28 protein-coding genes and 3 pseudogenes are annotated in these 25,019 nt (G+C 52.8%); 29 read left to right on the top strand and 2 right to left on the bottom strand.

Going from position 1 to position 25,019, the window contains the following annotated elements; translation table 11 throughout:
* A pseudogene (locus J3353_RS11240) lies at positions 1-347 on the bottom strand (Zn peptidase); the annotation flags it as partial.
* A complete protein-coding gene (locus J3353_RS11235; protein WP_207684859.1) occupies positions 347-628 on the bottom strand; it encodes a hypothetical protein in 282 nt (93 codons plus the stop codon). The pseudogene J3353_RS11240 and the gene J3353_RS11235, both read right to left, overlap by 1 nt.
* A gap of 449 nt (positions 629-1,077) precedes the next feature.
* On the opposite strand from J3353_RS11235, the gene J3353_RS11230 reads away from it, so the two are divergent.
* From J3353_RS11230 to J3353_RS11085, 29 genes and pseudogenes are all read left to right on the top strand, one after another.
* Positions 1,078-1,905, top strand: a complete 828-nt coding sequence (locus J3353_RS11230) for a LexA family transcriptional regulator (protein WP_112090683.1) — start codon at positions 1,078-1,080, stop codon at positions 1,903-1,905.
* 19 nt (positions 1,906-1,924) lie between these two features.
* On the top strand, positions 1,925-2,128 hold the full coding sequence (locus tag J3353_RS11225) for a helix-turn-helix domain-containing protein (RefSeq protein ID WP_242888864.1): 204 nt from the start codon (positions 1,925-1,927) through the stop codon (positions 2,126-2,128).
* A 275-nt stretch (positions 2,129-2,403) separates the two neighbouring features.
* Positions 2,404-2,739 carry a hypothetical protein gene (locus J3353_RS11220; protein ID WP_097778743.1) on the top strand — a complete coding sequence of 112 codons (336 nt, stop codon included), beginning with the start codon at positions 2,404-2,406 and terminating at the stop codon, positions 2,737-2,739.
* Between the two features lie 191 nt (positions 2,740-2,930).
* Complete coding sequence (locus tag J3353_RS11215) at positions 2,931-3,719, top strand: DUF975 family protein (protein WP_112090684.1); 789 nt, start codon at positions 2,931-2,933, stop codon at positions 3,717-3,719.
* 7 nt (positions 3,720-3,726) lie between these two features.
* Positions 3,727-4,038 (top strand): annotated as a pseudogene (locus J3353_RS11210) (SLOG family protein); the annotation flags it as partial.
* Positions 4,039-4,145: 107 nt separating this feature from the next.
* The gene (locus J3353_RS11205; RefSeq protein ID WP_008723379.1) at positions 4,146-4,316 is read left to right on the top strand and encodes a hypothetical protein; all 171 of its coding nucleotides are present in this window, start codon (positions 4,146-4,148) and stop codon (positions 4,314-4,316) included.
* A gap of 15 nt (positions 4,317-4,331) precedes the next feature.
* The gene (locus tag J3353_RS11200) at positions 4,332-5,447 is read left to right on the top strand and encodes a hypothetical protein (protein WP_207684858.1); all 1,116 of its coding nucleotides are present in this window, start codon (positions 4,332-4,334) and stop codon (positions 5,445-5,447) included.
* 61 nt (positions 5,448-5,508) lie between these two features.
* The gene (locus J3353_RS11195; protein WP_154256570.1) at positions 5,509-5,808 is read left to right on the top strand and encodes a hypothetical protein; all 300 of its coding nucleotides are present in this window, start codon (positions 5,509-5,511) and stop codon (positions 5,806-5,808) included.
* A gap of 1 nt (position 5,809) precedes the next feature.
* Positions 5,810-6,322, top strand: a complete 513-nt coding sequence (locus tag J3353_RS11190) for a hypothetical protein (protein ID WP_242700931.1) — start codon at positions 5,810-5,812, stop codon at positions 6,320-6,322.
* Positions 6,319-6,552, top strand: coding sequence for an immunity 17 family protein (locus J3353_RS11185; RefSeq protein ID WP_015563522.1), 234 nt, complete (start codon positions 6,319-6,321; stop codon positions 6,550-6,552). Before J3353_RS11190 ends, J3353_RS11185 begins: the two co-directional genes overlap by 4 nt.
* A 13-nt stretch (positions 6,553-6,565) precedes the next feature.
* Entirely contained in the window at positions 6,566-7,108 is a 543-nt protein-coding gene (locus J3353_RS11180) for a hypothetical protein (protein ID WP_006773020.1), read from the top strand.
* A gap of 41 nt (positions 7,109-7,149) precedes the next feature.
* Positions 7,150-7,563: a hypothetical protein gene (locus J3353_RS11175; protein WP_227622993.1), complete on the top strand. Its 414-nt coding sequence runs from the start codon at positions 7,150-7,152 to the stop codon at positions 7,561-7,563.
* Positions 7,499-8,578 (top strand): ankyrin repeat domain-containing protein, encoded by a 1,080-nt coding sequence (locus J3353_RS11170; RefSeq protein ID WP_097791864.1) that lies wholly within the window; start codon positions 7,499-7,501, stop codon positions 8,576-8,578. The genes J3353_RS11175 and J3353_RS11170 overlap by 65 nt, the downstream gene beginning before the upstream one ends.
* Positions 8,579-8,589: 11 nt before the next feature.
* Positions 8,590-9,210: a hypothetical protein gene (locus J3353_RS11165; protein WP_097838497.1), complete on the top strand. Its 621-nt coding sequence runs from the start codon at positions 8,590-8,592 to the stop codon at positions 9,208-9,210.
* Positions 9,211-9,222: 12 nt separating this feature from the next.
* Entirely contained in the window at positions 9,223-10,062 is an 840-nt protein-coding gene (locus J3353_RS11160) for a DUF2262 domain-containing protein (RefSeq protein WP_097838498.1), read from the top strand.
* 13 nt (positions 10,063-10,075) lie between these two features.
* Positions 10,076-10,579, top strand: coding sequence for a DUF2004 domain-containing protein (locus tag J3353_RS11155; protein WP_097838499.1), 504 nt, complete (start codon positions 10,076-10,078; stop codon positions 10,577-10,579).
* 36 nt (positions 10,580-10,615) lie between these two features.
* The gene (locus tag J3353_RS11150; protein WP_002588986.1) at positions 10,616-10,942 is read left to right on the top strand and encodes a DUF5713 family protein; all 327 of its coding nucleotides are present in this window, start codon (positions 10,616-10,618) and stop codon (positions 10,940-10,942) included.
* Positions 10,943-10,947: 5 nt separating this feature from the next.
* Positions 10,948-11,894 (top strand): annotated as a pseudogene (locus J3353_RS11140) (DUF4241 domain-containing protein).
* A 27-nt stretch (positions 11,895-11,921) separates the two neighbouring features.
* A complete protein-coding gene (locus tag J3353_RS11135) occupies positions 11,922-13,403 on the top strand; it encodes a hypothetical protein (RefSeq protein WP_207684857.1) in 1,482 nt (493 codons plus the stop codon).
* A 13-nt stretch (positions 13,404-13,416) separates the two neighbouring features.
* Positions 13,417-14,016, top strand: a complete 600-nt coding sequence (locus J3353_RS11130) for a hypothetical protein (RefSeq protein ID WP_154265947.1) — start codon at positions 13,417-13,419, stop codon at positions 14,014-14,016.
* Positions 14,017-14,045: 29 nt separating this feature from the next.
* Positions 14,046-14,645 carry a hypothetical protein gene (locus J3353_RS11125; RefSeq protein WP_117528091.1) on the top strand — a complete coding sequence of 200 codons (600 nt, stop codon included), beginning with the start codon at positions 14,046-14,048 and terminating at the stop codon, positions 14,643-14,645.
* Positions 14,646-14,647: 2 nt separating this feature from the next.
* On the top strand, positions 14,648-14,893 hold the full coding sequence (locus J3353_RS11120; protein ID WP_020225637.1) for a hypothetical protein: 246 nt from the start codon (positions 14,648-14,650) through the stop codon (positions 14,891-14,893).
* Between the two features lie 10 nt (positions 14,894-14,903).
* Positions 14,904-15,344, top strand: a complete 441-nt coding sequence (locus J3353_RS11115) for an immunity 51 family protein (protein WP_020225636.1) — start codon at positions 14,904-14,906, stop codon at positions 15,342-15,344.
* Complete coding sequence (locus J3353_RS11110) at positions 15,341-15,604, top strand: hypothetical protein (RefSeq protein WP_006059604.1); 264 nt, start codon at positions 15,341-15,343, stop codon at positions 15,602-15,604. Before J3353_RS11115 ends, J3353_RS11110 begins: the two co-directional genes overlap by 4 nt.
* Positions 15,605-15,614: 10 nt before the next feature.
* The gene (locus J3353_RS11105; RefSeq protein ID WP_006059605.1) at positions 15,615-15,914 is read left to right on the top strand and encodes a hypothetical protein; all 300 of its coding nucleotides are present in this window, start codon (positions 15,615-15,617) and stop codon (positions 15,912-15,914) included.
* Positions 15,915-15,929: 15 nt separating this feature from the next.
* Complete coding sequence (locus tag J3353_RS11100) at positions 15,930-16,880, top strand: hypothetical protein (protein WP_006773008.1); 951 nt, start codon at positions 15,930-15,932, stop codon at positions 16,878-16,880.
* Positions 16,877-17,287: a hypothetical protein gene (locus tag J3353_RS11095; protein WP_002588992.1), complete on the top strand. Its 411-nt coding sequence runs from the start codon at positions 16,877-16,879 to the stop codon at positions 17,285-17,287. Before J3353_RS11100 ends, J3353_RS11095 begins: the two co-directional genes overlap by 4 nt.
* 11 nt (positions 17,288-17,298) lie before the next feature.
* Positions 17,299-18,273 (top strand): hypothetical protein, encoded by a 975-nt coding sequence (locus J3353_RS11090; RefSeq protein WP_207684856.1) that lies wholly within the window; start codon positions 17,299-17,301, stop codon positions 18,271-18,273.
* Positions 18,274-18,315: 42 nt separating this feature from the next.
* Positions 18,316-25,017, top strand: a complete 6,702-nt coding sequence (locus J3353_RS11085; RefSeq protein ID WP_207684855.1) for a DUF2185 domain-containing protein — start codon at positions 18,316-18,318, stop codon at positions 25,015-25,017.
* The last annotated feature ends 2 nt before the right edge of the window (positions 25,018-25,019 follow it).

Raw genomic sequence — 25,019 nt, 5'->3', positions numbered from 1 at the left:
TGGTGTGCCGCTTCATGCGCTATCGTGAAATTCCGGCATCCGGTGCAGCTGTCTGACGCAAGGGCGGAATCGATTACAACGTCCTTCGGCATGAACACCTCCACAAGCTTTGTCCCGTCCCCCAAGGTTACGGTAAAACCGCATTTCTGGAAAACAGTCAGTCCTAGAATACTTCCATCGCTGCATAGCGGCAGCATTTTCACATTCAGCCCAAGAACAGAACTTGCGAGCCGTTCAGGGTCAATGGGTTCTGGGTCATCTTTACTGATCCCGAAACGGGTATAGTACTGGTCGATATACTTACCCGCTATGTGCGAAAGATCTGCGCGGGATAAGTATCTTGCCATTACGAAGCACAGCTTTCCGGCACGGAGCAGTAGGCTTCCACGAACCACTTGCCCCGTTCAAGCCAAAGATTCCGCTTCTGACCGCAGATCAGGCAGGTGAAGCAGTGACCTTTTCCGCCTAGGCGTGATGTCCCATGTTTGACTGCCAAGACACGATCAATTCCATAAGTGCGAGTCTTGTCATAGTTTATGGCAAGAGGACGGATCTTGCCGTCAGGAGTAAAACGAACATCCACTTCGACGTATCTTTTCTCACGGCGAAGGTTGTAATCACCACACATCAGAATTCCTCCTTTTTGCAGATTTATCAGAATGCAGCGTGCATTACTTGCGAGTCATACTGCGTGCCACGAACTGTTTTTCGTTTAACAGAGGAACGGACACTGTATGCTTTTTCCACTCATCCATAGAGCAGGTTACTGCTTTGCACAGACGGCATTTTGTCTAGCCATCGGTTGCATCAAGATCTACATCATAGTTCATGGTTCCGCACATCGGGCATCTTACGTTTTCTTTTCTCATAATATCACCTCTTAAAAACACCGAACAAATACGATTTCGGTCCAGAATCAACACCAAAAAGCTGTTATTCGTGGATTTGATTCGATTATATACCTACTTTATGGAGATGTCAATTACGCATTTGTCGCTATTTTAGAGATTTCTTATTGATTTCCTGTATTTTCTATACTATAATAGAGCTACCGGATCACAAAGGAGTATTCTTGTTATGAAAAAGAAAACCACGCTCACCAAAATACACATAGCCCCATCCACAGTGCGCTATGATGCAGTCGCTGCGAGGGATAGCAATGAGGTTGGTCAGATTCTCGCAGGCACACGAAAAAGGAATGGCTATTCACTTGTAGCTTTCTCTGAACTTCTCCGTCACTATGGCGTCGATGTCAGTGATAAAGGAATCAGCAAATGGGAAAAAGGCTATACCACTCCTAGCATCTATCAACTAGTTGCAATCTGCTACGCATTGAACATCAAGGAGGGTCCTTCCTACTTTACAAAGAACTTTCAGAAACCCGCCCTTCTAAATGACATCGGGCAAAAAAAAGTCGCTGAGTACGAAATGGACTTGATTGCATCCCGGCGCTACCAGCCAGACGCAGAAGAGCCCGCGGAAATCGACTACATAATGATGCCTGTATCAGAGTTGCCAGTATCGGCAGGTCTAGGAGCTTTTCTTGAGGGTGAAATGTTCCAGCAGATACAAGTGCCTGCCAGTAGCGTTCCGGCTGGTGCCGAGTTCGGGATATACGTTAGCGGTGATAGTATGGAGCCACGTTATCATAACGGACAAATCGTATGGGTGAAGCGCTGCGAAGAACTTAAATGCGGGGATATCGGGATATTCGTATATGATGACTGTGGATATCTGAAAAAATACGATGAACATACCCCAGACAAATCCCAAGCAGAGTTCCTTACCGACAGCTATGGCGTGGTGCATAACCAACCGGTTTTGGTTTCTCTTAACACCAAATATTCGCCGATCCTTATATCTCCAGAGCAAAGATTCGAGGTTGTTGGAAAAGTTTTGAACTAAAAAGATGGGAGGAGTTTTCGTGGATACGATCAAGCGTGTTCAGGATTTGATGCAAGCGCGTGATATGAATCTGTGTGTGTTGGCAAAGAAATGCGGAATATCGTACTCCACGATTCAAACCACCGCCCGTCGGGGAGGGCAGTTAAGCGTAGAGACGATTGAAAGAATTTGTCAGGGTTTAGGAATTACATTAAAAGACTTCTTCGATTCCTCCTACCTGTAAATATAGGGGCAGCAAAAAAGCCGTTCGCCACGCTGGAAAATCTGCGTGGTGAACGGCTTTAATACTGCTTCTATTTATCCTTTGGTAATCTCCAGATAAACACTAATCTCCATGATTGTTACCATTGAAGGAATACATTTGCGACGATCTTCGGGCATACCGAATAAGATTTGCATTGGCAGTAGAAAACGGCTCATGTTACCTATTGCAATTCTGACTATTTGGAAATATACTTGTAAGGATCAAATTATTTCACTTTATGGGAGGAAATTATTATGGCAAGACCCAAGGGAAGCAAGAATAAGGCTCGTACTGTAAAGGCCAGCGTTGATTATGCAGCCGTCGTTGCAGAAAAGACCGCTGAAAAGGAAAAAATCGAATCTGAGGTTGCTACGCTGACTGCAAATCTCGATGATCTGAAAACGCAGCTGAAAGCCAAGAAAGCAGAATTGAAAGCCGCCACCAAGGAACTTGCCAAAGCCGAAAACAAAAAAGCTGCCGCCGAAGCAAAAGCAGCAGAAGAAGCAAAGAAGGGCGAAGCAGAAGATGTGCTGAAGAAGCTGCTTGCCAGCGGTATGACGGCTGAAGAAATCCTTGCAAAGCTCCAGTAATGCAATATGATGAACTGGACAAGCTGCTGAAGTAAAGGAAGGGGCTGTTGCACACGGATAAAAGCCGGTGCAACAGCCTCTTTTTCATTCATGCTGCAATTTTTTCAGCGTTTCAAACGTATCTAAATTAAAGTGGCATATCATATTCCTTTTCACACATACTTGCCATTTTCAGACAGGAGGTTGCTTTTATGAAAATATCTGCCGACTATCGTATGCTCGCTCTCGATGCTCTGCGCGGAAAATGGAAAACTGCTGTTCTGACAGGTATTGCCGCCAGTGCGCTCGGTGCTACCATTGTGAGCAGTTCCAACAGTGTCGTTTCCAATTCCAATCAGGCAAAGGACATTCATTTTAACCTGTTCGCCCAGCCAAACGGCGGTCGGCTGCTTGCTGTTTTGCTTGTCGGCATTGGTCTGTGGGCAATCCTCCAACTGATCGTGGGCGGTGCAGTTCAACTGGGATATGCTCATTTTAATCTGAACCTTGTAGATGGAAATGATGCTGCCATCTCGGACTTGTTCTCTCAGAAAGACCGTCTGTGGGATGGCTTCTGCATGAAATTCCTGCAGGGTCTGTACATCGCCCTCTGGTCGCTGCTGTTGGTGATTCCGGGAATCGTGAAAACATACAGCTATGCGATGACACCTTACATCATGTCCGAACATCCTTCGCTGACCGCAAATGAAGCGATCACAGAATCCCGGCGGATCATGAATGGCAACAAATGGCGGCTGTTCTGTCTGGATTTCAGCTTCATTGGCTGGGAGTTGCTCTGTTCGTTGCCACTGTATGCCGGGGGTTTTCTGGTTCTCAAATATTTCACCGGTTCAGAGGCTATGGCGATTTCTCTTGTTCTTCTGCTGACAATTCCATTGAGCATTGGCTTCTTTTTTGTACGCCCCTATGAGGAAGCTGCATGGGCCACTTTCTACCGCGATATTACCGCAGCACCTACCGAACCGGATGAAGCATATTGACTTTTATATTAAAATTATCGTTGTAGTTCCCTTCATCGGCTATGACTCTAAATGGCCGGATCAGAGTAAACATAGATTGAAAAAGCTGATCCAAAACGCAAACGATTCTATTGTTATTTCACATTCTGCGGATGTTTCCAGTTATAAAAAAAGAAATTATTATATGGTCGATCATGCAGAGTACATCATCGGTGTGTTTGATAATCAGAAAAAGCTGCGCTCAGGTACAGCACAGACAGTCAACTATGCCTTGCATCAGGGAAAGGTAATCACTCTGATCCATCCAGACACTATGGAGATAACAGCCCCTGCGCCTTAACAAATTCACAAAATTTTTTCATTAGCATTTCCAACAAAATATTTTCATTGAAGGGGTGCTGTGATATAATAAGATATAAAACTACGCTCAGAACAAATGGTGCCGCTATGAACAAATATATTGGACAGCAATTTGCTGCTTTAAGATACGAAAAAAATATTTTGGTTGTTGAAGAAACTACATCTGCTGGTGGATGCGGCTCCTTCAACGCGGCTTCTTCATGTCCTGCGTCAGCCTGTCTTTATGACAGTGCGGCGTGGGGCTTTTTTATTGCCTGAAAGGAGTATGAGAACATGAGTCTGAAATATACCTGCCCCAGCTGTGGAACCCCATTGGGTTATGAGGGATTGTGTTGGAAATGTAAGTGCGAGCAAGAACGGCAAGCTGCTCTGGCCTGGATGCCGGAACAAATTGTCGAAAAACAAAGAAACTTGATACAGAACATCCAGAGGCTGGCTGATATGGAGGACCCGGAGTTCACCGACTTCTGGCAGCTGCTTAGCTACCATGATGCCATCACCCCGGAGATTCAGCGAGTGGCACTGGCCGCAGAGGTGTTCTGGCCCTGTGAGATCTATTATCATGCTCCCGCCGATGTGCGGGATGGTCTGATCCATGCGCTGTTGTCCGCGGAATATTCCAGCGCGGCCTCCAACCTGATGAGTTGCCTTGCTATGCAAGGAGATGACAAGGCAATGGAGACTCTGCTGGAGCTGGAGCGAAATCCCCGGCCCTGGCGCAAGGGCCTCTATGTAGACCCATCCAGCTATGCGCAGATCGGAGGCTGGACCTTCGACAAGGAGGGCCAGAAAATCCAGCTCAACTTCGATACCTGCTATCCTATGGTCAAAGGAACCACCAGCGAGAAATCTCCCGTCCGCATTGGCCGGGCACGGGAGGACACATGCCCCCACTGTGGCGGACGCATGGTGGACATGCTGGTGCTGGATGGCCGGGATGAGCGGCTGAAATTTCTGGGGTTGGATGGTATTCTGACTGCCACCTGCTGCCCCAGCTGCGTGGGATTCCTCAAAGGCCCCGCCTTCAACCGGTTCGCTCTGGATGGCGGCGTGGAGGTCTTTCCCTCTGAGCTCTTTGACGGGGCGGAGAAAACGGATTGCTATGTCAGTCCCGAGGACTACAAGGCCCTCACGGAAAATCCCTTTGTGCTGGGCGAAGCGCCCGTGCCCCTGTTTTACGGTGCGGCCTGCCAGGATGTGAACACGGTGGGTGGCTTTGCCAACTGGGTACAGGACGCGGAATATACGACCTGCCCCCACTGCGGGAAACCTATGAAATATCTGGCCCAGATTCAGTGGGATACGGTGTTTGACTGTGCGGAGGGCATGCTCTATGTGGAATTCTGCCCGGACTGCCATATCGTGTCCATGCAGCACCAGCAGACCTAAAAAAGTCGCACAGTATGAAAAGAGAAATACCAGCAGGTATTTGCGTAAGGAGGCGTCCACTATGTGCGAGCACTGCCGAAACATTCAAACATGGAGAAAATTTGACGCCCCAAAGGACTATCTGGCCTGTATTGCTTACATTCAGCAGTTGGTGTCGGAGGGGGAATTTGAACTGATGCAAGAGGAATCCACCTGCCCACTGGAGAAGGTAAAGACAGAGGATGGCTGGGCGGACGAAATTATGGCTCACATGATTAGGTGCAAGCACTGCGGCCAGATCTTCACCTGTGTGGTCAACACCTTGCGAGGCAGTGGACACTTCAAAAAAGAAAGGCAAAGGATGACACGGAAAAGGCGGTGAAATGATGAATCAGGCAGAAGAAGCAAAGCTGCTGGAGCAGCTTGAGCAATGGAATAAGAAGGACGAGTATTCCCGGTGTATCCGGGCCATTGAAGCCATCCTGGAACAGGAGCGGGGCTATCTGCTGACCGTCAAGCTGAGTCGGGCTTACAGCAATCTGGCGGTCCTGGGAGATCATGGAGAGCACGGAACCGACAGTGAAGTGGACGGAAATCTCATCCAGTACGCCATCCGACTGCTGGAGTCCGTTCGCACCCAGGGAGAAAACGACCCTTACTGGAACTCCCGGATGGGCTATTCCTGCCTGATGGCGTACCGCTCCGCAGCCACCGCCTATGAATACGCAAAATGCTGGCTGGCCCTGGCCCCGGATGACCCAGCCGCCCAAAAGCTGGTTCGGGACTGCGAGGAATATCTGGAGGAGGAAAAAGCCTTGGAAATAGATTTGAAAGAACGGGAGGAATTTATTCGGCGGGAAACTCCCGATGATGAAAAGGGGGTTATATGTAAATGAACAGCGAACAGATCACAGTATTTTTGCAAGAGCATTGGTATATTGCCTCGGTGCTCATCGGGGCCGTGATTTTAATTGGAGCGACCCGCAACTGGAACTGGCTCTGCGACCCCACTGGTACGCGGGATGCCCACCGCCACAGCAGAGGATACCGGCGGGTGGTGTTCTTTCTGTTGGGTGTTCTCCTGATTGTGGTGAGTATCTGGGGATTTGTGCTGAAATTGAAATAGGAGGAGAAAGACTATGATGACTGAGAAATATCCCACCTGGCTCATCGGCCATGTGAAAGAATGGGCGGAGAAGCGTTTGCCCACCGTGATACTTTGTTCCACCACCGGCAATGAACTGCTGGAGGTTTGGTATTACGGAGATCTGCTCACGGTGAAAGGAGAACCCCAATCCTATATCATAGATAGCGACGAGGCCCCCGGACTGGTGACAGCCCGTGACCCGGAGAGCGGCGAGGAGTTCGTCATCTTTGACGGTGGACGGCATGGCTACGACAATATGTTCTGCGATGAACATGATCCATCCGAGCTGGAGCACCGCCCCCTCAAGCGGTATGAGATCCCCGCCTCCAAGTTGGTGCTGGAGCTGGGGTACAGCATTGACTATGAGGACGAAAAAGAGAACTTTGAACCGGATGAGGCGGATACCGTGGAACTGATCAACGGTGAACGGATGCCGTGGGAGCAGGCCAAGCGGGACGGCATCGACTATATCGCCCTTTACTATGTGAACGAGAAAGGAAAACCAGTCCAGATCCTGGACGCAGAGCTGGCCTGAGTATACCGCAGCCAGATGACGGGATAAAGGAGGGCGACAGCGTGATCGGGACAGATGAAAACCGGGCGGTGCTCCATGTGGAGGTCATCTTCTGGAGCGGCAAACGAAAAATACCACCCAGCCTGGTCAGCGGAAAGTATTGTCCCCATTTTGTGGTCACAGGAACTACAGAATATTTGGGTGTATGCTTTCTGGACGGAACCGAGTGTACATTTGATACACCAGCTTTGGGAAATGCCCAACCCCTATATCCAGATACCATTGACTATGCCCCGCTGGAAAACAATGCGGAATTTTTGATCTATGAGGGAGCCAATGCCGTTGGCAAGGGCCGGGTGCTGGGCCGAACCGTTCCCTATAAAGTGAAACAACAACGAAAGCAGGTGCCTTATGTACCAAATTGCATATATTGGCCGCTGGGAGACCCTTCCGGAAACGGCTGCTGCCATCTGTGACCATGACACTCCCAAGTTGGAGGCGTTGCTACAAGGCGGTCTGGATTTAGATGTTCCCATCCAGCTCAGCGAATACATCAAGCTGATGCCATTGGAGATCGCGGTTTTTCGGAATGATGTGCCCATGATCCACTTCCTGCTGGAGCATGGAGCTGATCCCGGTCTGGCAGAGGAACAGCCCCTGCTGCTCACCGCCGCCCGCTGTTGTGGGCCGGAGGTGGTGGCGCTCTTTGCTGGACAGGCCGCAAAACTCAGCTCGAAGCAGAAAGAGCGGGCCTTCCAGGAAGTACGCTGGGGACAGCGAGCGGAGAATATCCAGGTGCTGGAGCAAGCTGGGATCACAGTGGACAAGTTTGGCGGCGAGGCATTCCGGGCCGCTGTGTCCGAGGGCAACACCAAACTTGCCCGGCTGCTTCTGGAAAAAGGGGCAGACATCAATTACCACAAGCCGGACATGGTGTTTCCGAACGCCCCCACCGCTGTCACCGAAGCGGCTCGGCATAAGAATCTCCCCATGGTGCGCTGGCTCATTGAGCAAGGAGCCGACATCACCATTGCTGACAAATACGGCGACCGGCCTTACACCGTGGCGGTGCAGAACAAGAATCAGGAGATGGCCGACTACCTGAAAGCCCTGGAGCCGGAGGAATGGCACAACAAGCAGGAAAAGATCCGGCAGCTTATGCCCTACAAGCTGCCTGCCAAGCTGGTGGAATACTTGAAGACCGGCCCCCTGCGGCTGGAGTTCCCGGATCAGGAATGGGTGAAGTGGGCGGAGCTCTACTCCTTCATGGATGTGCAGGAGATGACCTGGAAACGGAAGAAGCTGCTCTCCCTGATGGTGCAGATGGACAACTACAGCGACTATCTGCTGCTGTGGAGCCCCAGGGACAAAAAACTGTGGTATCTGGACATCGAGCATGAGGAATTCCACCCTCTGGCCAAATGGGATGACTTCATCGCAGATCCCGGACGATATCTGAACGGGATGATCGAGGGTGAGTTTGAGGAATAAGGAGCAAGACCATGACATCCATAGACTTTCTGAACAAGGTACATAAAAGCCTGGACTCCCAGGAATATAACCTCTCTTATTCTCCGGCCAAGTCCAAGAATTATATGCTGTACTGCAATGGTAACTTTATCGGTGGTCTGTTCGACGAGGAGTTGTGCTTCGTCTACGCCGACAGTGTGAGTGAACTGCTGGGGCAGCCGGAACCCGTCTACCACGGCTACTCCAGCACCGCCCAGCACAGGATGCTGGTGATCCCGGAGGAACATTGGGCGAAGGCGCTGAAACTTCTCTATGCCGAGAAATTTGATTGGAGCCGTTTGGTGTACGACATCACCTACACCAGCATCGGCGCGGCTGTGGTGGAGGACTTCTACGACGAGAATGTGGTATTCCTGCGCTTCTGCTTTGAAAAGGAACTGCTGAAAAAGGACCCTCTGGACCGGCAGGGCCGTATCCTGCGGATGGTCTATCTCAATCAGGATCTGACAAAAGCGGGCAAATATCTGTTCCCCAGACTGATGCAGAAGTTTCTTGTTTTTACAGATCGCAACGGAAAGACCAGTCTGGAAACCATGCTGAAACGGTGGTACACCCAGCTTGAAAAGGAATACCGCAATCATATAGAGGGATGAGGAGAATGATCTATGTTTGAAGAATTTTATGAGATGTACGAGTCCGAGGAGCAGGAAGTGGTCGCTTTGATCAATCGCTGCATTGGGGGCGGATTTAACTGGAAAGGTAACTTTTGGGAAATGACCGTTGTGACGCTGGGCATAGTGTCCTGTGACACCGGCAAGGTCAGCACCAAAGAGGAGCGACTGGATTGGCCGGTCACCGACGAGGAGCGTCACAGTGACAAGGGCTGGGGACGCTTTCAAAACGAGCAGATCTGCCGCCTGAAGATTCGCCGGATGAAAGAAGAATGGGCAAAGGATCTGGTGGTGCAGCCCTGGTGTATCTCCCAGGTGGTCAAGGCCCACGAGGACTGCCCGGAACTCCAGGCCGTTCTGGACGAGTACCACAAGCCAGTGGTGATCCAGGACCAGGTGCTGGGAGAACTGACACTGGACAAGGACTATGATACCTTCGAGGGCGAAATCCAGTGGTGCGGAAAGGATGTGAGCCTTTCTCTGGAGGTCAATGCCGAAAGCAAGCCCTCCTGGACCCGCGCCCGTAGCGCCGCCAAAAAGCTGCTGGCCGACTGTGACACCTGGGATAAGGCCATGCGGGAGCTTGCAGCCAAGAACCTGACCGAGCTGGCCAACAACTGGCTCTCCCAAGATGAGGAAAACCCCCGCAATCCGGAAACCGACCCCATCACAGAGGACGAACTTGCCCGGCGAATCAGCCTGACGAGTCTATCCGTCACCTCCGGCGGCAGCTTCACTGCCTGGTTTGACTGCGACGAGATGTTCACCGACCATGCGGTGACGGTCTACGGCTCCTTGAAAAAGGGCCTCAAAACTGCCAACATTGAGGGGTAAGGAGGATAACATTATGAAACTGAGCTGTAAACGCATTGATTTTACATATACACCCGGTGAGGAAATCTTCAACTTTCCCGAGGAATCGGGACTACCCTTTATCTTCGATGTAGAGGAAGAACTGACCGGCGATCCTGCTGTCATGGATGCGGTGGGAGAAATGCTGGATGAGGCGGAGAAATTGGCGGAGAAGGCCAAAGCCGCCATCAAAGCGGCGCTGGCAGACGAGGACAGCCGCTACCATAGCGTTGTGACATTTTTCATGGAGTTCCATCGGGACGATGTAGGCCCGGATATTGTGGCGGAACTTTTTCCGGGAACCGACCCAGCCAAACTGTCCTTTGCTGAGATGGTTGACTTTTTGAAGCTCAAGCGGTTCGGCAGTCTGGTGGATAGCGAGATGAACCAGCAAGTTTTCATTCTGGATCTGTCCTTTAACCCGGAGATTACCGACGAACTGATGGTAATCTACTTTGATTTGAACAAGGAGATTTTCTGTATCACACATGAGAGCTGAGCGTGACTGACATACACGAGGAAAGGAGCAATCCCTATGAAAGCATTTGACCCCAATTACAAGCTGCTGGACGAGATGTATCAGGACGATTACTATCCTGCTTTTCTGGTGGACAAGGTAAAGGACGAGCTTCAGAAGGTCATCGCCCTGCTGGAGAGTGGCGAAACCGACACCGAAGTGGTGCAGGAAACGCTGGACGAGGCGGTCTGCGGCATCAATGATCTCCAGGAGGAGTTTGACGAGAACGACAGCGAGATCGAAACGGTGGCGCGGGAATGTATTGCGGCAACCGTGGCCTACATTCTGGAGTGGTTTGGCATCCCCATTGACACCGAGGAGGCCATCCGGGAACGGGACTGGTGAACCCTATGGCAGAAAAAGAACTGGCCCTTTGTGATGAGTGCGGAAGCCTGTTTTTCAAAGGCTCCTCACAGATGATGGGGCTGTGCCAGAATGTGCCCATGTTCTCTATGGCTACCCGAATTGTGACCATCATTTTCAGGATGGCCGGTGTGTGAACTGCTATTGGGACGGCTCAAAGAGTGTGTACATCAAGAAACAGAATCAACAGGAGGAAACTGATATGCCTACAACTGAATGGCTGAACAAATACGAAGCAATCAAGGATAAATTGACCTGTAAAGATGACTTGGAGGCCCATTTCACAGAGAAAGTGATTGGGAACATGGCGGTGGATGTGCTGGACATCGGCACCGTCCATTTCCCCACCGGGCAGATTTTCGCCTGTGATCCGCTGGTGGAACTGGAGGACACTCTGCCGTTCCTTCAAACGATCCCCGCCGGAACTTATCCCGTAAAAATCTGCGTGGTGCCCAGCGAACAATACGGCGACCGCTATGCCTGCGTCAAGGTGGAGGTTTCTCAGGAAAAGCCTGTCCGCTATGAGCTGGGCATGGTGGGCAACGAGGATCTGGACGAGGAACTGGGAGAGGACGAGTATTTTGGCTTTGGCGTAGACGCCGGGATGGGTTGTGTCGCGGACATCCAGACCCAGGCGGCCTTCAAGGCATACTGGGCCAAGCGTTTAGAAGAAGACCCGGACATCGACCCCTACAACGACCTGTTCTGCGATCTTCTGGAAGAAAACGCCAAAGCCTACCCCAAATATCAGGGGGACTGCGGCGACTGGCTCAACTGGACAGTGCCGGGCACGGACTGCAACCTGCCCATCTTTGCCTCCGGCTGGGGGGATGGTTACTATCCTGTCTACTTCGGGTATGACGCCAAGGGCAAAATCTGCGCCGTGTATGTGCGGTTCATTGACATTGAAGCCAGTTATCGAGAGCAGGATTAAAAATGTGACAGAACAAAGGAGAGCGCCATGAAAGCCACCGCCGGAGAGGTCTATACCGTCTACAACCAATATCTGAAACGCTACACCGCCTGCCAGGTGGCATATATTGCGCCGCCGGACTCGGTGAGTAAGCAGCCCTGGGCGGTGATCCTCTCTCTGGATTGGGTGGGCGACGCCCCTCTGACTGCGGAGGAACTGCCTCATCTCCGCCCACTCTACAAGGACTTCATGTACTGGTCCCGCGACCTCCATCTGCTGCGGGTACCGTTGGAGGTCCCGCCCCAGTATAAGCTGGTGGGCACACTTCCGTCCTTCACCGACCAGCCCTGCCGCTCCTATGGAGGCTGGAGTGACGGCTATGATGTGTACCTCCAGATCCGGTGGCAGGCCATCCCGGAGGAGCGGCGGCGGGCCTTCAAGGAGGCCGCGGAGAGCGACGGGGTGACGGAAATCGGCGGTATCCCGGTGAAGGTCAGCAGCCATCGGATCATGGACCAGCACGAGCCATTCGACTCGGCGCTGGAACTAAGGGCGCTGCCCTGTCTCTCCGACCTCATTTGCGAGCGGTGGCACCCGGATCTGCTGGAGTTTTTGCGGGAAACCCCCTTTGTTGATGAAGTGACTTTGCTGAACCACGGTCAGAGGACACTTGATCTGCGAGGCACCAGCATCAGAAAGCTGATGCTGGACATGACCGGGCTGGAGGAGCTGTGGCTGTGTGAGGGAACGGAGCTGCTCCTGTTCCAGAACAAGGGGCCGGACGCCTGTGCCATCCATGCCCCCGAAGATGGCAGCGGTTTGACCCTCCAATTTATCGGGGAATACCGCCCGCACACGGAACTGCCGAACCTACGGGGGCTGCATGGCATCGAGCTGAAGGACTTTGATTTGACCGGACTGGCTGCTGTTCATCCCCACCTGAAGGAACTGAGGCTCTGGGGTGCGCCGGGAAACCTGGGGAGCTTCTCCGCCGTGGGAGGGTTCCGGGAACTGACGAACCTATCCACCTTCGACCTGTTTGGCTTCGGCGCGGATGACATCCCCACCCCGGAGCAGATGCCGGAGCTTCGCTGGTTCTGGATGACCAGCCTGCCGGAGACGGCGGCAAAAGCGGCAAAGCAGCTCTGGAAAAGCAAGCCGGGAATGGATCTGCGGATCACCAAACCCCGGAAACCGGAGTGGCTGGCGCAAAATCCGGACAATCCCTTCCGGGGCTGGGACGGCGCAGAACATATCCCTGCCGCCGCCGCGAAAAAGGCAGCCAATCAATACCGCAAGACCCGCTCCCTGCTGATGAAGCTGGCCGCCGAACCGGGCGAGGATGCCCAGGCCCAGGCGCTGGACGCGGTGGCCGCCTACACCCAGACCTTCAACAAGATGGGCTTCATCGAAACCGAGAAACGGGATGAAATCTACATGGCCCTGCGGGGTATCCTGGATGCCCTGCCGGATGGCACGCTCCAGAAAGATGCCCTGATGGAGAAGTTTGAGCAGTTGAGGGATTTTTGAAAGGGGTGTCACATTGAGCTACACAAAATTCAGCAAAGAAGTGACCAAGTGGCTGAAAGACAATGGTCTGCCCTGCTATGGGACAGCCAACGATAGCCCCGAAGAAACAAAGGCCCGACTGGACGCATGGATGCACGGGAGCAAAGAGATACTGCGCCAGTGGATCACAGAAAAGCGTTACCGTGAACTAATTTCCTGCGCCCACGGAGGCTGGTATCAGGATGATGTAATTTTTGAGCCCTTGGCTGAACATTTTGTGGCGAACCACCTGTTTGATGAACTGCGGTTTCTCTGCGAACGCGGCATCCGTTTTTCTGCGGAAGATATGCTGGCCACCATTAAATCTGAGAAAGAGGAGCATGGGACGCTTGATATAGAAACAATTCGGTCTATCGATGTTCCAAGCTATGTGTCAGGCCGCAGTTATTCCCATTTGGGGGAAATCGCAAAATACAGGAAACGGGCGCTGGATCAGATTATCCGCTATGCAGGCTATCTGGAGCAGATCCACGCACCTGCGGAGTATTTGGAACAGGTAAATGTCCTGCAAGAGAGCGTTTCGGATCTGACAATCAAAACAAAAGATTTGAAACCGTTCCGGTTTCGGCTGTGAAAGCAATTTCCTGAAAGGAGTGTGGGCGCATGAGCCGAATTGTTGATGAACCCTACTTTACATACAGTGCATACAACGCCCTGACCTCTGGCATTCAGGTGAAATGCCCCAAGTGCCATGGCGCAGGTGTGGTGACAGCGGATGATGACAACGCCTATTTCCGGTGCCTGAGCTGCGGCCACCGGATGACGCAGGATCGGACGATCTACCGTTATGATGTCCATAACCAGTGCAAAAACTGCGGCAGGTACTACCGAGTGGATATTGAAGATACGGCAAAGCAGCATTTTCCCGTCCTCCATGTGACCTGCCCCTATTGCGGAACAACCATGTCGGGAGAAGTTCATAAAACAGCGGAGGCGTTTTCATATATTGGCGAAATCAGAGATGGACGAGAACCTTATTTCGGGTTGGAACTATGGTTTTTGACTTCATTTCAGGGAAAACCTGTATGGGCACTCAACCGAGAACATCTTGCCTATCTGATCGGCTATCTCAGCGCCGGACTGCGGGAAAAGCCGCCGGGAAGAGCGAAAATGACCCAGGCCGACCATCTCCCCACCTTTATGAAAACCGCAAAGAACCGGGAGCGGATCGTGAAGCTGCTGAGGCAAATGCAGGAGAAATGAGGATGGAACAGAAAGTAATTTACAACGGCCAAATTCTTACTCTGACTCGGTTTTGGGCAACAGGAGAACCTTGCCTGTGGATCACCGACCCACAGCAGATCGAGATGCCCAAAATGGAGTTTGTGGGAGGCCACCCGGACGAATACTGCATTTTCCTGAAAAATCTGACGGAAACAGAACTGGCACAGATCACATCTCTGGACGGCGCTCCACTGGATGTGAAAGAAGAACTAAGCGACATCGAATGAGGAGAACACTATGAAAGACCTTTGCCAATACGGAAACCGGCCGGAGGACGAATGGGAAATCTTGCCCTGGATACCTGATCCGCGCCCGCCCTTCAAAATCTGGGTGAAGCCGGAGCAGATCGCGCCATTCTTTCTCATTCCCCACCACCCCTATGCCATCTCCCTTCTGCTGAAGATCAGTGACGGGTTCCGGACAGAAGAATTCTGCCGGCTGGGACTGACCGGCAGCAGCGGAGACTGGGAACGGCTGGTCCGGGGCGTGATCCGGGAGTTTGAGGAAAGCAATAGTGGTGAGGATCTGTTTCACTTTGACTCCGACGAGGATGTGTTCTGCGTCTATTCCCAATACATCGACGACCTGATGATGCTGGCCAAAATGATCCGGGCGGCCTGTGCCGATGAAAAAACGATGCGGATGTATCTGAACATGAGCGAGGCAGCGGAAGCATGAGAGAGTTAACTACTCAAACAGGGATAGTAGTAAAATGCAGTAAAACGGCCATTGAATTTTTCCAAAATGCTCAGTCAGTGGATTTCTTTTCTGTGCTGGAGATCCCAGAGGAATTCCAAGGTATAGCGGTTGAGTTTTATGATTTGATTATGGAAAATGATCATCTTGCGGCCTTGCTGGGCTGTCGCGGCAATTATGATATTGCAATACAGATAGATGAGGTAACCGGCACCATGACGGGGTGGCATTGGTTCAAATGAGGGAAATGGAATGATCGAGTATATCAAGCTCTTTTGGGAGGGCGCACCGGAGGGTGAACCATCGGTCATCCTCTATGAAGTGGATACCGAAAATGAGCGGTTGGCCCTCCGCTCCATTGACATCTTTGCGGATGGCCGCACCCGCAACATCCCTGCCCTTTACGACGGCGCCATCGAGATCACACCAATCCTCACCGTGGAGGAATTGAACGCCCATGTCTGGGGCGAGGAGTTCCACGCCTGCATCATAGAGAAGGCGGAATTTGAGGCCATCTGGGAAACTCACACCTATGATGGAGCGTTAAAGTAGCCAGGAGGAGACACTATGAACAAACCTATAAAAGCCAAAAATCTGCCGTTGTTCTCCATCATTGACCTGGACCAGCTGCGCCGGGAAAAACATCTGGAGGGCACAGAAGTGACAGACTTTTTCACGGCAAGGGATGGAAAAGTCTATCTTCTCATGGAACAGCCGTCCGAAACACAGGGTAAGGACTGGCTCAGCACTCCTTCCACCTATACCGCAGTGGAAATCCAGCTGGATTGGGCGGAACAGCGGGTGCTGGAAACGACGCTGTTTCCTCTTGGCCTCTTGAAGTTCCAGTTTCATTATTTGCGGCCCGCAGGTGATCACTTCCTCCTGCTGGGGGCAAGATGCGCCTATCGGGAAAACGGCCCCGACCAGAACGCCTGGATCGTCAGCCGGGACGGAGCTGTGCTGTCCCGTTTCTGCCTGGGGGATGGCATTCAAGACTGTGTGGTAAAAAAAGATGGCACCATCATTACCAGCTACTTTGACGAAGGTGTATTTGGTAATTACGGTTGGGATGAACCTCTGGGTGCTTGCGGCCTGATTGCATGGACATCGGAGGGAACTCCTCTCTGGAAGAATGAGAACTATTCCATCTATGACTGCTACGCCATCAGCCTGGACGAAGAAGAAAACCTGTGGTTTTATTATTACGATGAATTCCGGCTGGTGCGGACGAACTTCAAAGAGGACTTTGTATTTGAACTGCCAATCGAAGGAAGCGGAGCTTTTTCTGTTGCCCCGTCCGGCAATACCTTCCTGTTTCAAGGCGGATACCAGCAACGGGATAAATTCTACTTCCTTACCGCTCATGGTGATCACCTTGGGAAAAAACAGGAGGCTATTCCCACCTGTGACGGAAACAAGGTCGCTGTGGAGCAGTGCAGCCTGCTTCGCAGCCGGATGTTGTTCCTTGGAAAAGATGGTGTACTCTATGGAGGTATTTGGGGGAGCGATGGCCAATGAAACAGTCTGATATTTATACCGAGGCTCTGACCTGTCTGCGCTCCATCCTTCTGGCAGACCATCCAGAGTTCCAAAACTGGATCGACTGGTTGGAGCGGGACATTCAGGACTGGAACCAGCGGCGGGAGGTTGCCCACCATCTTCGGGCATACGGAGGTATGGGCTCGTTCAACGACCTGCCCAGTATGCGTGGAAATCACGACTATATTTTCGACTTTCTCAAGTCCGTGTGCTATGCCTTCGGCCATCTTTATGGCAAACGGGAAGGCATTTCTCCGGAGGCATTGATGGAGGAGTGCCTCCACGATGTAGAGCAGGCAGCCTATCACCCCCATAAGGCACTGAACCAAGCCATTGCCCAGCACTTGATGCAGGGCGATTTACAGGAAAACCTGGATAGGCTGTAGGAGGACTTGTTATGAACAAAAGACTATTCCGCCCCCAATTTAATCAAATGGAAACCACCGAGAAGCAGGCACTGATGGAAAGCCTGGCTGCTCGTTATAATATGACCTTTCTCGGTCTACATACTTTTGACCGCTGGGGCCAGAGCTGCACCACCGGCATCTTCAAAAAAGATGGTCGGGAGTTCGTCTTTGTCCCCGGCGATACCGTCACCCTGGGCTGGGAGCAGTTTGCCGTGGGACTGAATCAGGAGAGCCGGGAGGAATTGGAGTATCTGTTCCGGGAATGGGAAATGGAGCGGGACCCGGAGGAGCTGATCCAGGAAAACATGGCTCCCGTTCGGCAGGCAGCCATTGGCCCTATGCTGGTGGGCCGGGAGCTGGAGGAAATTAACTGGGAGCCAGTCAAAATGGACGATCCCAGGCTGACTGCCCACCCTGACTGGCTGAAGGAATTCCGTGATTTTGCCTGGAGTGACAGCAGCAGTCTTACCTTGCATCAGTCGGCCCGTATTGAGCGGACGGAAGATGGATTTCAGACCTGGATCTATAACCGCACTGATTACGATGAACTCCTTGCCATGCTGGAAAACAGGGGCTTCTCCCTGCCCACGGCGGACGAGTGGGCCTACCTGTGTGGCGGCGGGTGTCGGACCCTGTTCCCGTGGGGAGATGGGTTAGACTACTCCATGCGTCTGCGCTGGTTTGAGGACATGGATGAGGATGAGAACCGGCCCTATGACATGGAGGAACCCAACTTCTTCGGCCTGTCCATCGCCTACGATCCCTATATGCGGGAAGTGGTGCAGGCTGATAGGCTTACCACCTGCGGCGGCGATGGCGGGTGCAATATCTGCGGTGGGCTGGGCCCATTTCTCGGTTTCCTACCCTGTTCGCCCCACTGTAAGCCAGAAGTGCAGGAGGACAATGAACTAAACGGAGATTATGACTTTTATCGGCCTATCATTCGGTTGGAGAACTATGATTGACAATAGAAGCTTGATACAAAATAAAGAAAGAGAGGTGCCGACATGGGAGCATGGGGCATAAAAGCATTAGAGCGTGACGAAGGGTTGGATGTACTGGACATCCTCAAAAATGAATATGTACCGGAGCATCCGGTAATGGATCTGGGCGAGATGATCGAACTGATGAAAGAGGAAGTCATGCTGGGAGCTGACTTCTCACAAATCGACTTCCTCTTTGACAATACTGCGATGGCTCTGGCGGAGCTGTATTTCCAATGGAAGGATAATGGCAAGCTGGACTACGATCATGAAGAAGCTATATGGGATAAAGTCACCGGTTTCACAGCATCCAAAGAAGCCCTTGCTTTCCTGCTGCGGCAGCTCACCGACATCAAAAACGAGGTGCCGGACGAGGACGGCATCCGTGAGATTGTGGATCTTTGGAAGAACGAGGACAGCGGTGAGATCGCTCCTGCGTGGTTGGAACACTTGAATCAGCTCATTGATCGACTGGATTCAGAACAGGAGGCACGACAAATGTATATCAAAAAATACTGGGGCAACTTTATTGGCGGTTCCGATGACAGTCTGAACCTTGTGGCATTTTTAGAGGATCAGAAAAAGGAGGAGATCCCCCTCAGCGAGATTTTCGCCAAGATCGGGCTGGACAAGCAGAACTGGAACTTCCACCAGACCGTGGAGTATCTGGAGTTTACACACTCCGATGGCGTGGAGATGGACTTCCACTTCGCCATTGATGTGGTCACCGATCTGGCCGCCATCCTGCTGGAGTGCAGCGTCAGCGGCAGTGTGAACCTCCAGGATCTGGATGAGTACAACACCTCCTCCCGCCGCATCCGCATCACCGCCACGCCAGAGGAGCACGACGCCATGGACAAGGCCCTGGCGGACTTTGTCCATGCCCCGCTGGAATACGACATCAGCGAGATGATGGGCGAGGATGAAATCACGGATATGGCTTCTCAGGTGGAGATGCTGCGGAAGGAGCTGTACGAAGCCTCTGGCCGCAACCGGAACTACCATGTAAAGGCGGAAGATGTAAAAGATCTGCTCCCCGACTGGAAGGGTGCCGATGGCTGTATCGCCACCAACCGCATCACAGTGGAGGGCTGCAAGGTGGGCTACTGCTACAGGGAGGAGCCGGACGGCGGCTGGGACAGCGGCTGGCGCTTTACCGCCGGTGATGAGAGCGACGAGTACATGGACGACCCTAACAACGCCGGGATCTACAAGCTGAACACGATCTGCAATGACGATCCCGACATCATTCCTCTGCTGAACACCCCCGCTCCCTGCGCCTTTGAGCGGGATGAAAATGGCGTGTTCCAGCAGATCAAAGACTGGAAACCAGATGAGGACGAGGAGGACCCTGATATGGATATTTTGAAGCAGTGCCAGAAGTGGCATGAGGAGGACAAACACCAGAAAATCGTTGACGCACTGGAGGCAATCTCTGCCGAGGAGCGTACCCCGGAAATGGATATGGAGCTGGCCCGCGCCTACAACAATCTGGCGGACTCCAGCGAGCCGGAGGGAAGGAAGCTGCTTCACCAGGCACTGGAACTGATGCAGTCCCATGAGGAGGAACTGGGAGATACTTATTCCTGGAATTTCCGTATGGGGTATGCCTATTATTATCTGGATCAGGAGGGCCGCGCTCTGCGGCATTTTGAAAAAGCTCTGGAACTGCATCCCGGTGATGATCCTAAGCTCAACACCCGACAGGACATGGAGGAACTAATTGACTCGTGCAAAAAGGGTATTTCTCTGCCGCAGTTCTGGGAGTGCTTCCGGGAGCGGACAGAGAACTGTTGGGAAACCTTTGCCGAGATGGAAGCAGAATTGCGCCAGATGATGGATGAGGACAAAGATCACACCCGCGGCGCAGAACTCGTGGCCCAAATGGAAGGGGCTTTGAACCAGGCGTTTGACGAAATCTCCTTCGAGATGGGCTTCAATGGCGAAAAGCATGAGTTGATCCTCACCCCGGAGGGCGACAAGGTCAAGCTGTTTGAGCTGATTTACTTCCAGAAGCACGCCCCCAAGGAGGTGCTGGAGCACTGGAACATCCTTGTGGGCCGTCAGCCCCTCCAGAACATCGGTCTGCGTACTGAGAATGGCTTGGACATCTCCGGGGATGATGTGCAGATCTGGCTGGAGGAGCAGGGTGAAAACAGCTTCGCCATCTCCGCCTACTGTGAAAAGCTGCTGCCTATGCTCCGGGATGAGGAAGGCCGGGCCTGGTGGATGCTCACCACCTTCACCGACCAAGTGCTGGGCGAGATCCCCCACATGAGATACATAGACAGCTTTGATGTGCTGGAGGAACCCAAGGCAGAGCCGTCCTTCCTCCTGTCCCAGCTGCCCGACAAACTGCGGGAGCAGGGCCTGGAGCTCTCCACCGACCCGGAAGCCTATCTGGAGAGCTACCTTGGTTACAAAATGGAACCCAAACAGGACCCGGACGCCGATTGGCGGCTGGATGTAATGGCCGGTTCCACCTGCTGTGTGCCGCTCATCAACGGCTATCTGAATGCCGACAATGATTTTATGGACGATCTCCATGCCGACGGCGCGGTGGCGGGCTTCTTCTGCTATCCCCTGGATACCCTGCGGGAGGAGGAAGGCAGTCAGAAAATTTTCGACTTCCGGGACAAGCTGGAGGAAGTGCTCACCGGCGGGGATGGTTCGGAAGTGCTCACTCTCACCGGCGGGGCTACCGGCCTCTACTGTGGCTATGTGGACTTCATCGCCTGGGACATCCAAGAGGCGCTGAACATGGCGAAAGAGTTCTTTGAAGGCACGGACATCCCATGGGCCATCTTCCACACCTTCCGCCGTGAAGCCGGTTCTGTACCCCTAAAGCAACAAGATGCTGGGTCAGAAACTGAGAATCAGGATGACGAGTTGGACGAGGCGCTGACGGGCATGGACTATATTCCTTATACCCAACAGAACGCCGAAGCATTCTTCGCTCAGTTGGAGCAGTGGAACGACGAAGACGAGTACACCCGCTGTATCCAGGCACTGAATGCCATCCCGGAGGACTGGAGGAACTATCGCACCGCCTACGCCTTGGCACGGGCGCTGGAAAACTACGCCATTATCGGGGACCATAACGAGGGCACCCCTCGCTATAAGGGAGACAAGGCCCTGTGCCGCGCCATCGAGGTGCTGGAGTCCGTCCGGGAGGAAGGCCAGGACAAGGCGGAGTGGAATATGCGGATGGCCTATGGCTATCAGTATCTCTACGGCCAGGAGGAAAAGGCCATTCCCTACGCCCAGCGTTGGGCAGAACTGGACCCAGAAGACGAAAATGCCCCGTCGGTAATTCGGGAGTGTAAGGCGGAGATTCGGAAACGCCAGCGCAGCCGGAAGAAGAAGGCAAAATTCGTGCCCGGTGATACCCCATTTGAGGGTTTCGACCTCACCAACTTCTGGGATGATAATTGGTATGCACTGAAAGAATATGTCAGTGATCCGCCTTCCGATGAGCTGATCGCCAGCGTGGAGGAGGAACTGGGCTACAAGCTGCCTGCCGCTTACATCTGGCTGATGAAGCAGCACAACGGCGGCATTCCGGTGAACACCTGCTATCCCTGCGATGAGCCTACCTGTTGGTCAGATGATCATGTGGCCATCACCGGCATTTTCGGAATCGGACGGGAAAAGAGCTGCTCCCTCTGTGGAGAGCTGGGCAGTCAGTTTATGATCGATGAGTGGGAGTATCCTGCCATCGGTGTGGCCATCTGCGACTGTCCAAGCGCCGGACACGATATGATTTTCCTGGACTACCGGGCTTGCGGCCCTCAGGGAGAGCCTGCGGTAGTCCATGTGGATCAGGAAAATGACTATAAAATTACCCATCTGGCAGACAGCTTTGAGGAATTTATCCGCGGACTGGAGCATGAATCCCTCTATGATCCGGATGAAGATGCAGAGGGTCTTGAGGATGATGCCGACGAGGAGGAAACCGACCATAAGGGTTCCTTTGCCGGATCTGTGCTCCTCTCCAAAGCAGAGTGGGACAAGGAGCAGTTGATTCGAGATCTGCGGGAAGAATGGGGTATCGTAGATGAGGAGCCGGATGAGGGCGACGAAGATGTTGAGAACAGCGATGACGCTGTGGTAATGCGGGTCGGCAATATGATGCTGATTGTGACACTATTCCACGGTCACATCCCGGACAATGAAGCAGAGATCAACGCCGAAAACAACTATATGTGGCCAGAGGCCGTAGAAGTGGCCAAAGCGCACAAGGCCCATATCATGGTGGCTGTGTTGGGCGAGGAGGAAAAACTGCTGGAACGAGGTAAGCTGTTCACCAAGGCGATGGCAGTGTGCTGCAAGCAGAAATATGCCACCGGTGTCTACACCAGCGGCGTGGTATTTGAGCCTCGTTTCTATGAGGGCCTTGCCGATATGCTCAAAGAGGACGAGCTGCCTATCTTCAACTGGGTCTGGTTCGGCCTGTACCGGAGCGAGGGCGGCTTGAGCGCCTACACCTACGGCATGGATGTGTTCGGCAAGGAGGAGATGGAGGTGCTGAACACCGATGCCGAGCCGGAGGAACTGCGGGACTTTTTGGCAAGTCTTGCCTCCTATGTGCTGGCGTGTGATGTGACGCTGCAAGACGGCGAGACCATCGGCTTTTCTGCGGACGATAAGCACACGATCACCCACAGCCCCGGCGTCAGTCTGCCGGAGGAGCAGATGACCCTGAAGATCGGTTACGAGCCTATAAAGGGAGATCCGGAGGATGACAGCTGCGACCAATCAGACAATGAGGACACGCAGGATGAGGAAGAATTCAGTAATCCCGAGGTCTACACCGAGGAGGAGATGGAGGCCGTCGAGGGCCACATCCAGCAGTATTTCGGGGCGTTTGACAATGTGTTCCATGAGATCGTGTCCCCCGACATCCATGTGGACATCTGCATGGTGCCGCCCGCTGGGGAGCGGGACTACTGCACCCTGGTCACCATGGGCATGGGCGCCCACCGGATGAATGTGCCGGAGGAACTGGCCGAATACAAGCTGGAGCGGGCGGAGCTGGCCATCGCCCTGCCTGCGGACTGGAAGCTGGATCAGGAATCCATGAAGGACGAAAAGTGGTACTGGCCCATCCGTCTGTTGAAATCCCTGGCCCGCCTGCCCATCAACTGTGACAGCTGGCTGGGCCACGGACATACCGTGGAGAACCGTGAACCCTTTGCAGAAAACACCGAACTGTGTACTGCTATCCTGATTGAACCCCAGGATACAGAGAAAGGCAGCGCGGTCTGCACCCTGCCGAGCGGCGAGGAGATTAACTTTTATCAAGTCATTCCTCTTTACGAGGATGAATTGGACTATAAACTGGCGCATGATGAAGACGCTCTGCGGGACAAGATGGCGGGTATCAGTTTTATCGTAAACCCCACCCGCCAGGACGCTATTACCCGAGGAACTCTTTGCAATGTGGAGGATGTGGATGAAAGCATCGGCATGGACGATGCCTCCTATCACCTGGAGAGTATCGAGGAGAAGGAATTGGACATTGACCCCATCAATACCTACAACCACATGGCCATCTACCTGCGCTGGTGCATGGAACATGACCTGATGGGCGAGGACTTCCTTGCGGAGCATGGCGAAGTGGTCAAACAGGTCAAAACCGGCCCCGACAGCACAGACCTGCGGGCATTTATCCGGGCGGAGCTGTTCGGCTGCCTGTACTCCGCTCTGTTCAACCAGCAGGGTCGTGCCTTTGCCCATTACTACTATGGGGAAAATGACGCTCCCTACTATCCCAGCGACATCGACGATTATGCCCTCCAATATTTCGGCCCGGAGCGGTATCACTCCGACGAGTTCCGGCAGGAGGCCTACCTGTTCATCCCCTTTGACGAGGACTACTATCAGGCCATGGCAAAGATCATCGAGGAACGCTTTGTCAACTGGCAGGGTCAGGGCTATGACGAAAACACGCTGGAGCCTTCTAAGGTGGCTTGGGCCATTATGGAGTATCTGGACTGTGAATGTACCTACTTTCCCTCCATGAAGGACGACGACCCCATCATGTCGGCGTACAGCTACGCCCAGCGGCTGGGGGTACGGGAGGGCTTTGTTCCCGTACTTATCCAGGCGGATGATGAAACGCTGTTGGAATGTCTGGTAATGAACGCCGACCCGGAGCATGATGCGGACTGCTATGAATTTGACCTCAAAACGGTAGAGGAGTACCGGAAGAAGATGCTCTCCGCTCCTGTTAAGGACGGAAAGGCGATTTTGGAGGAATTGACCGGCCAGCGCAAGGAAGAAGCCGAGGACGATGATCTGGACTGGGAGGAGGAAGTCCTGGGCGAGATGGAGGGCGGAGAACCCAACGACCGCTTCGCAAACTATTGGAACGATGATACCGGAATGACATATCCGCTCATTCTGGCTAAAATTCCGGTAAAGAACCCCTGGGAGATCTTCGCCTACCTGCCCTTTGGAAATTGGAATGAGTGTCCCGACACACCGGACCTGATGGCAGTGGCGAAATATTGGTTCGAGCAACATGGTGCCATCCCTGCCGCCATGAGCCACGATGAATTGGAGTTTGAACTTCCAACTCCGATCTCCAAGGAAAGAGCTATGGAGGTGGCTGTGGAGCAATATGGTTTCTGCCCAGATCTGGATCAGAATGAGGATGGAAGCATTGGCTCCTTGGCAGATGTCCTGTGGCAGTCCACCGTCTGGTATTTCTGGTGGGATTGATG

This window comes from Faecalibacterium sp. Marseille-Q4137 (assembly GCF_017377535.1).
In the GTDB taxonomy this organism is placed as follows: domain Bacteria; phylum Bacillota; class Clostridia; order Oscillospirales; family Ruminococcaceae; genus Faecalibacterium; species Faecalibacterium duncaniae.
The sequence above is the reverse complement of the archived record's forward strand: the minus strand, read 5'-3'. Positions and strand labels throughout refer to the sequence as shown.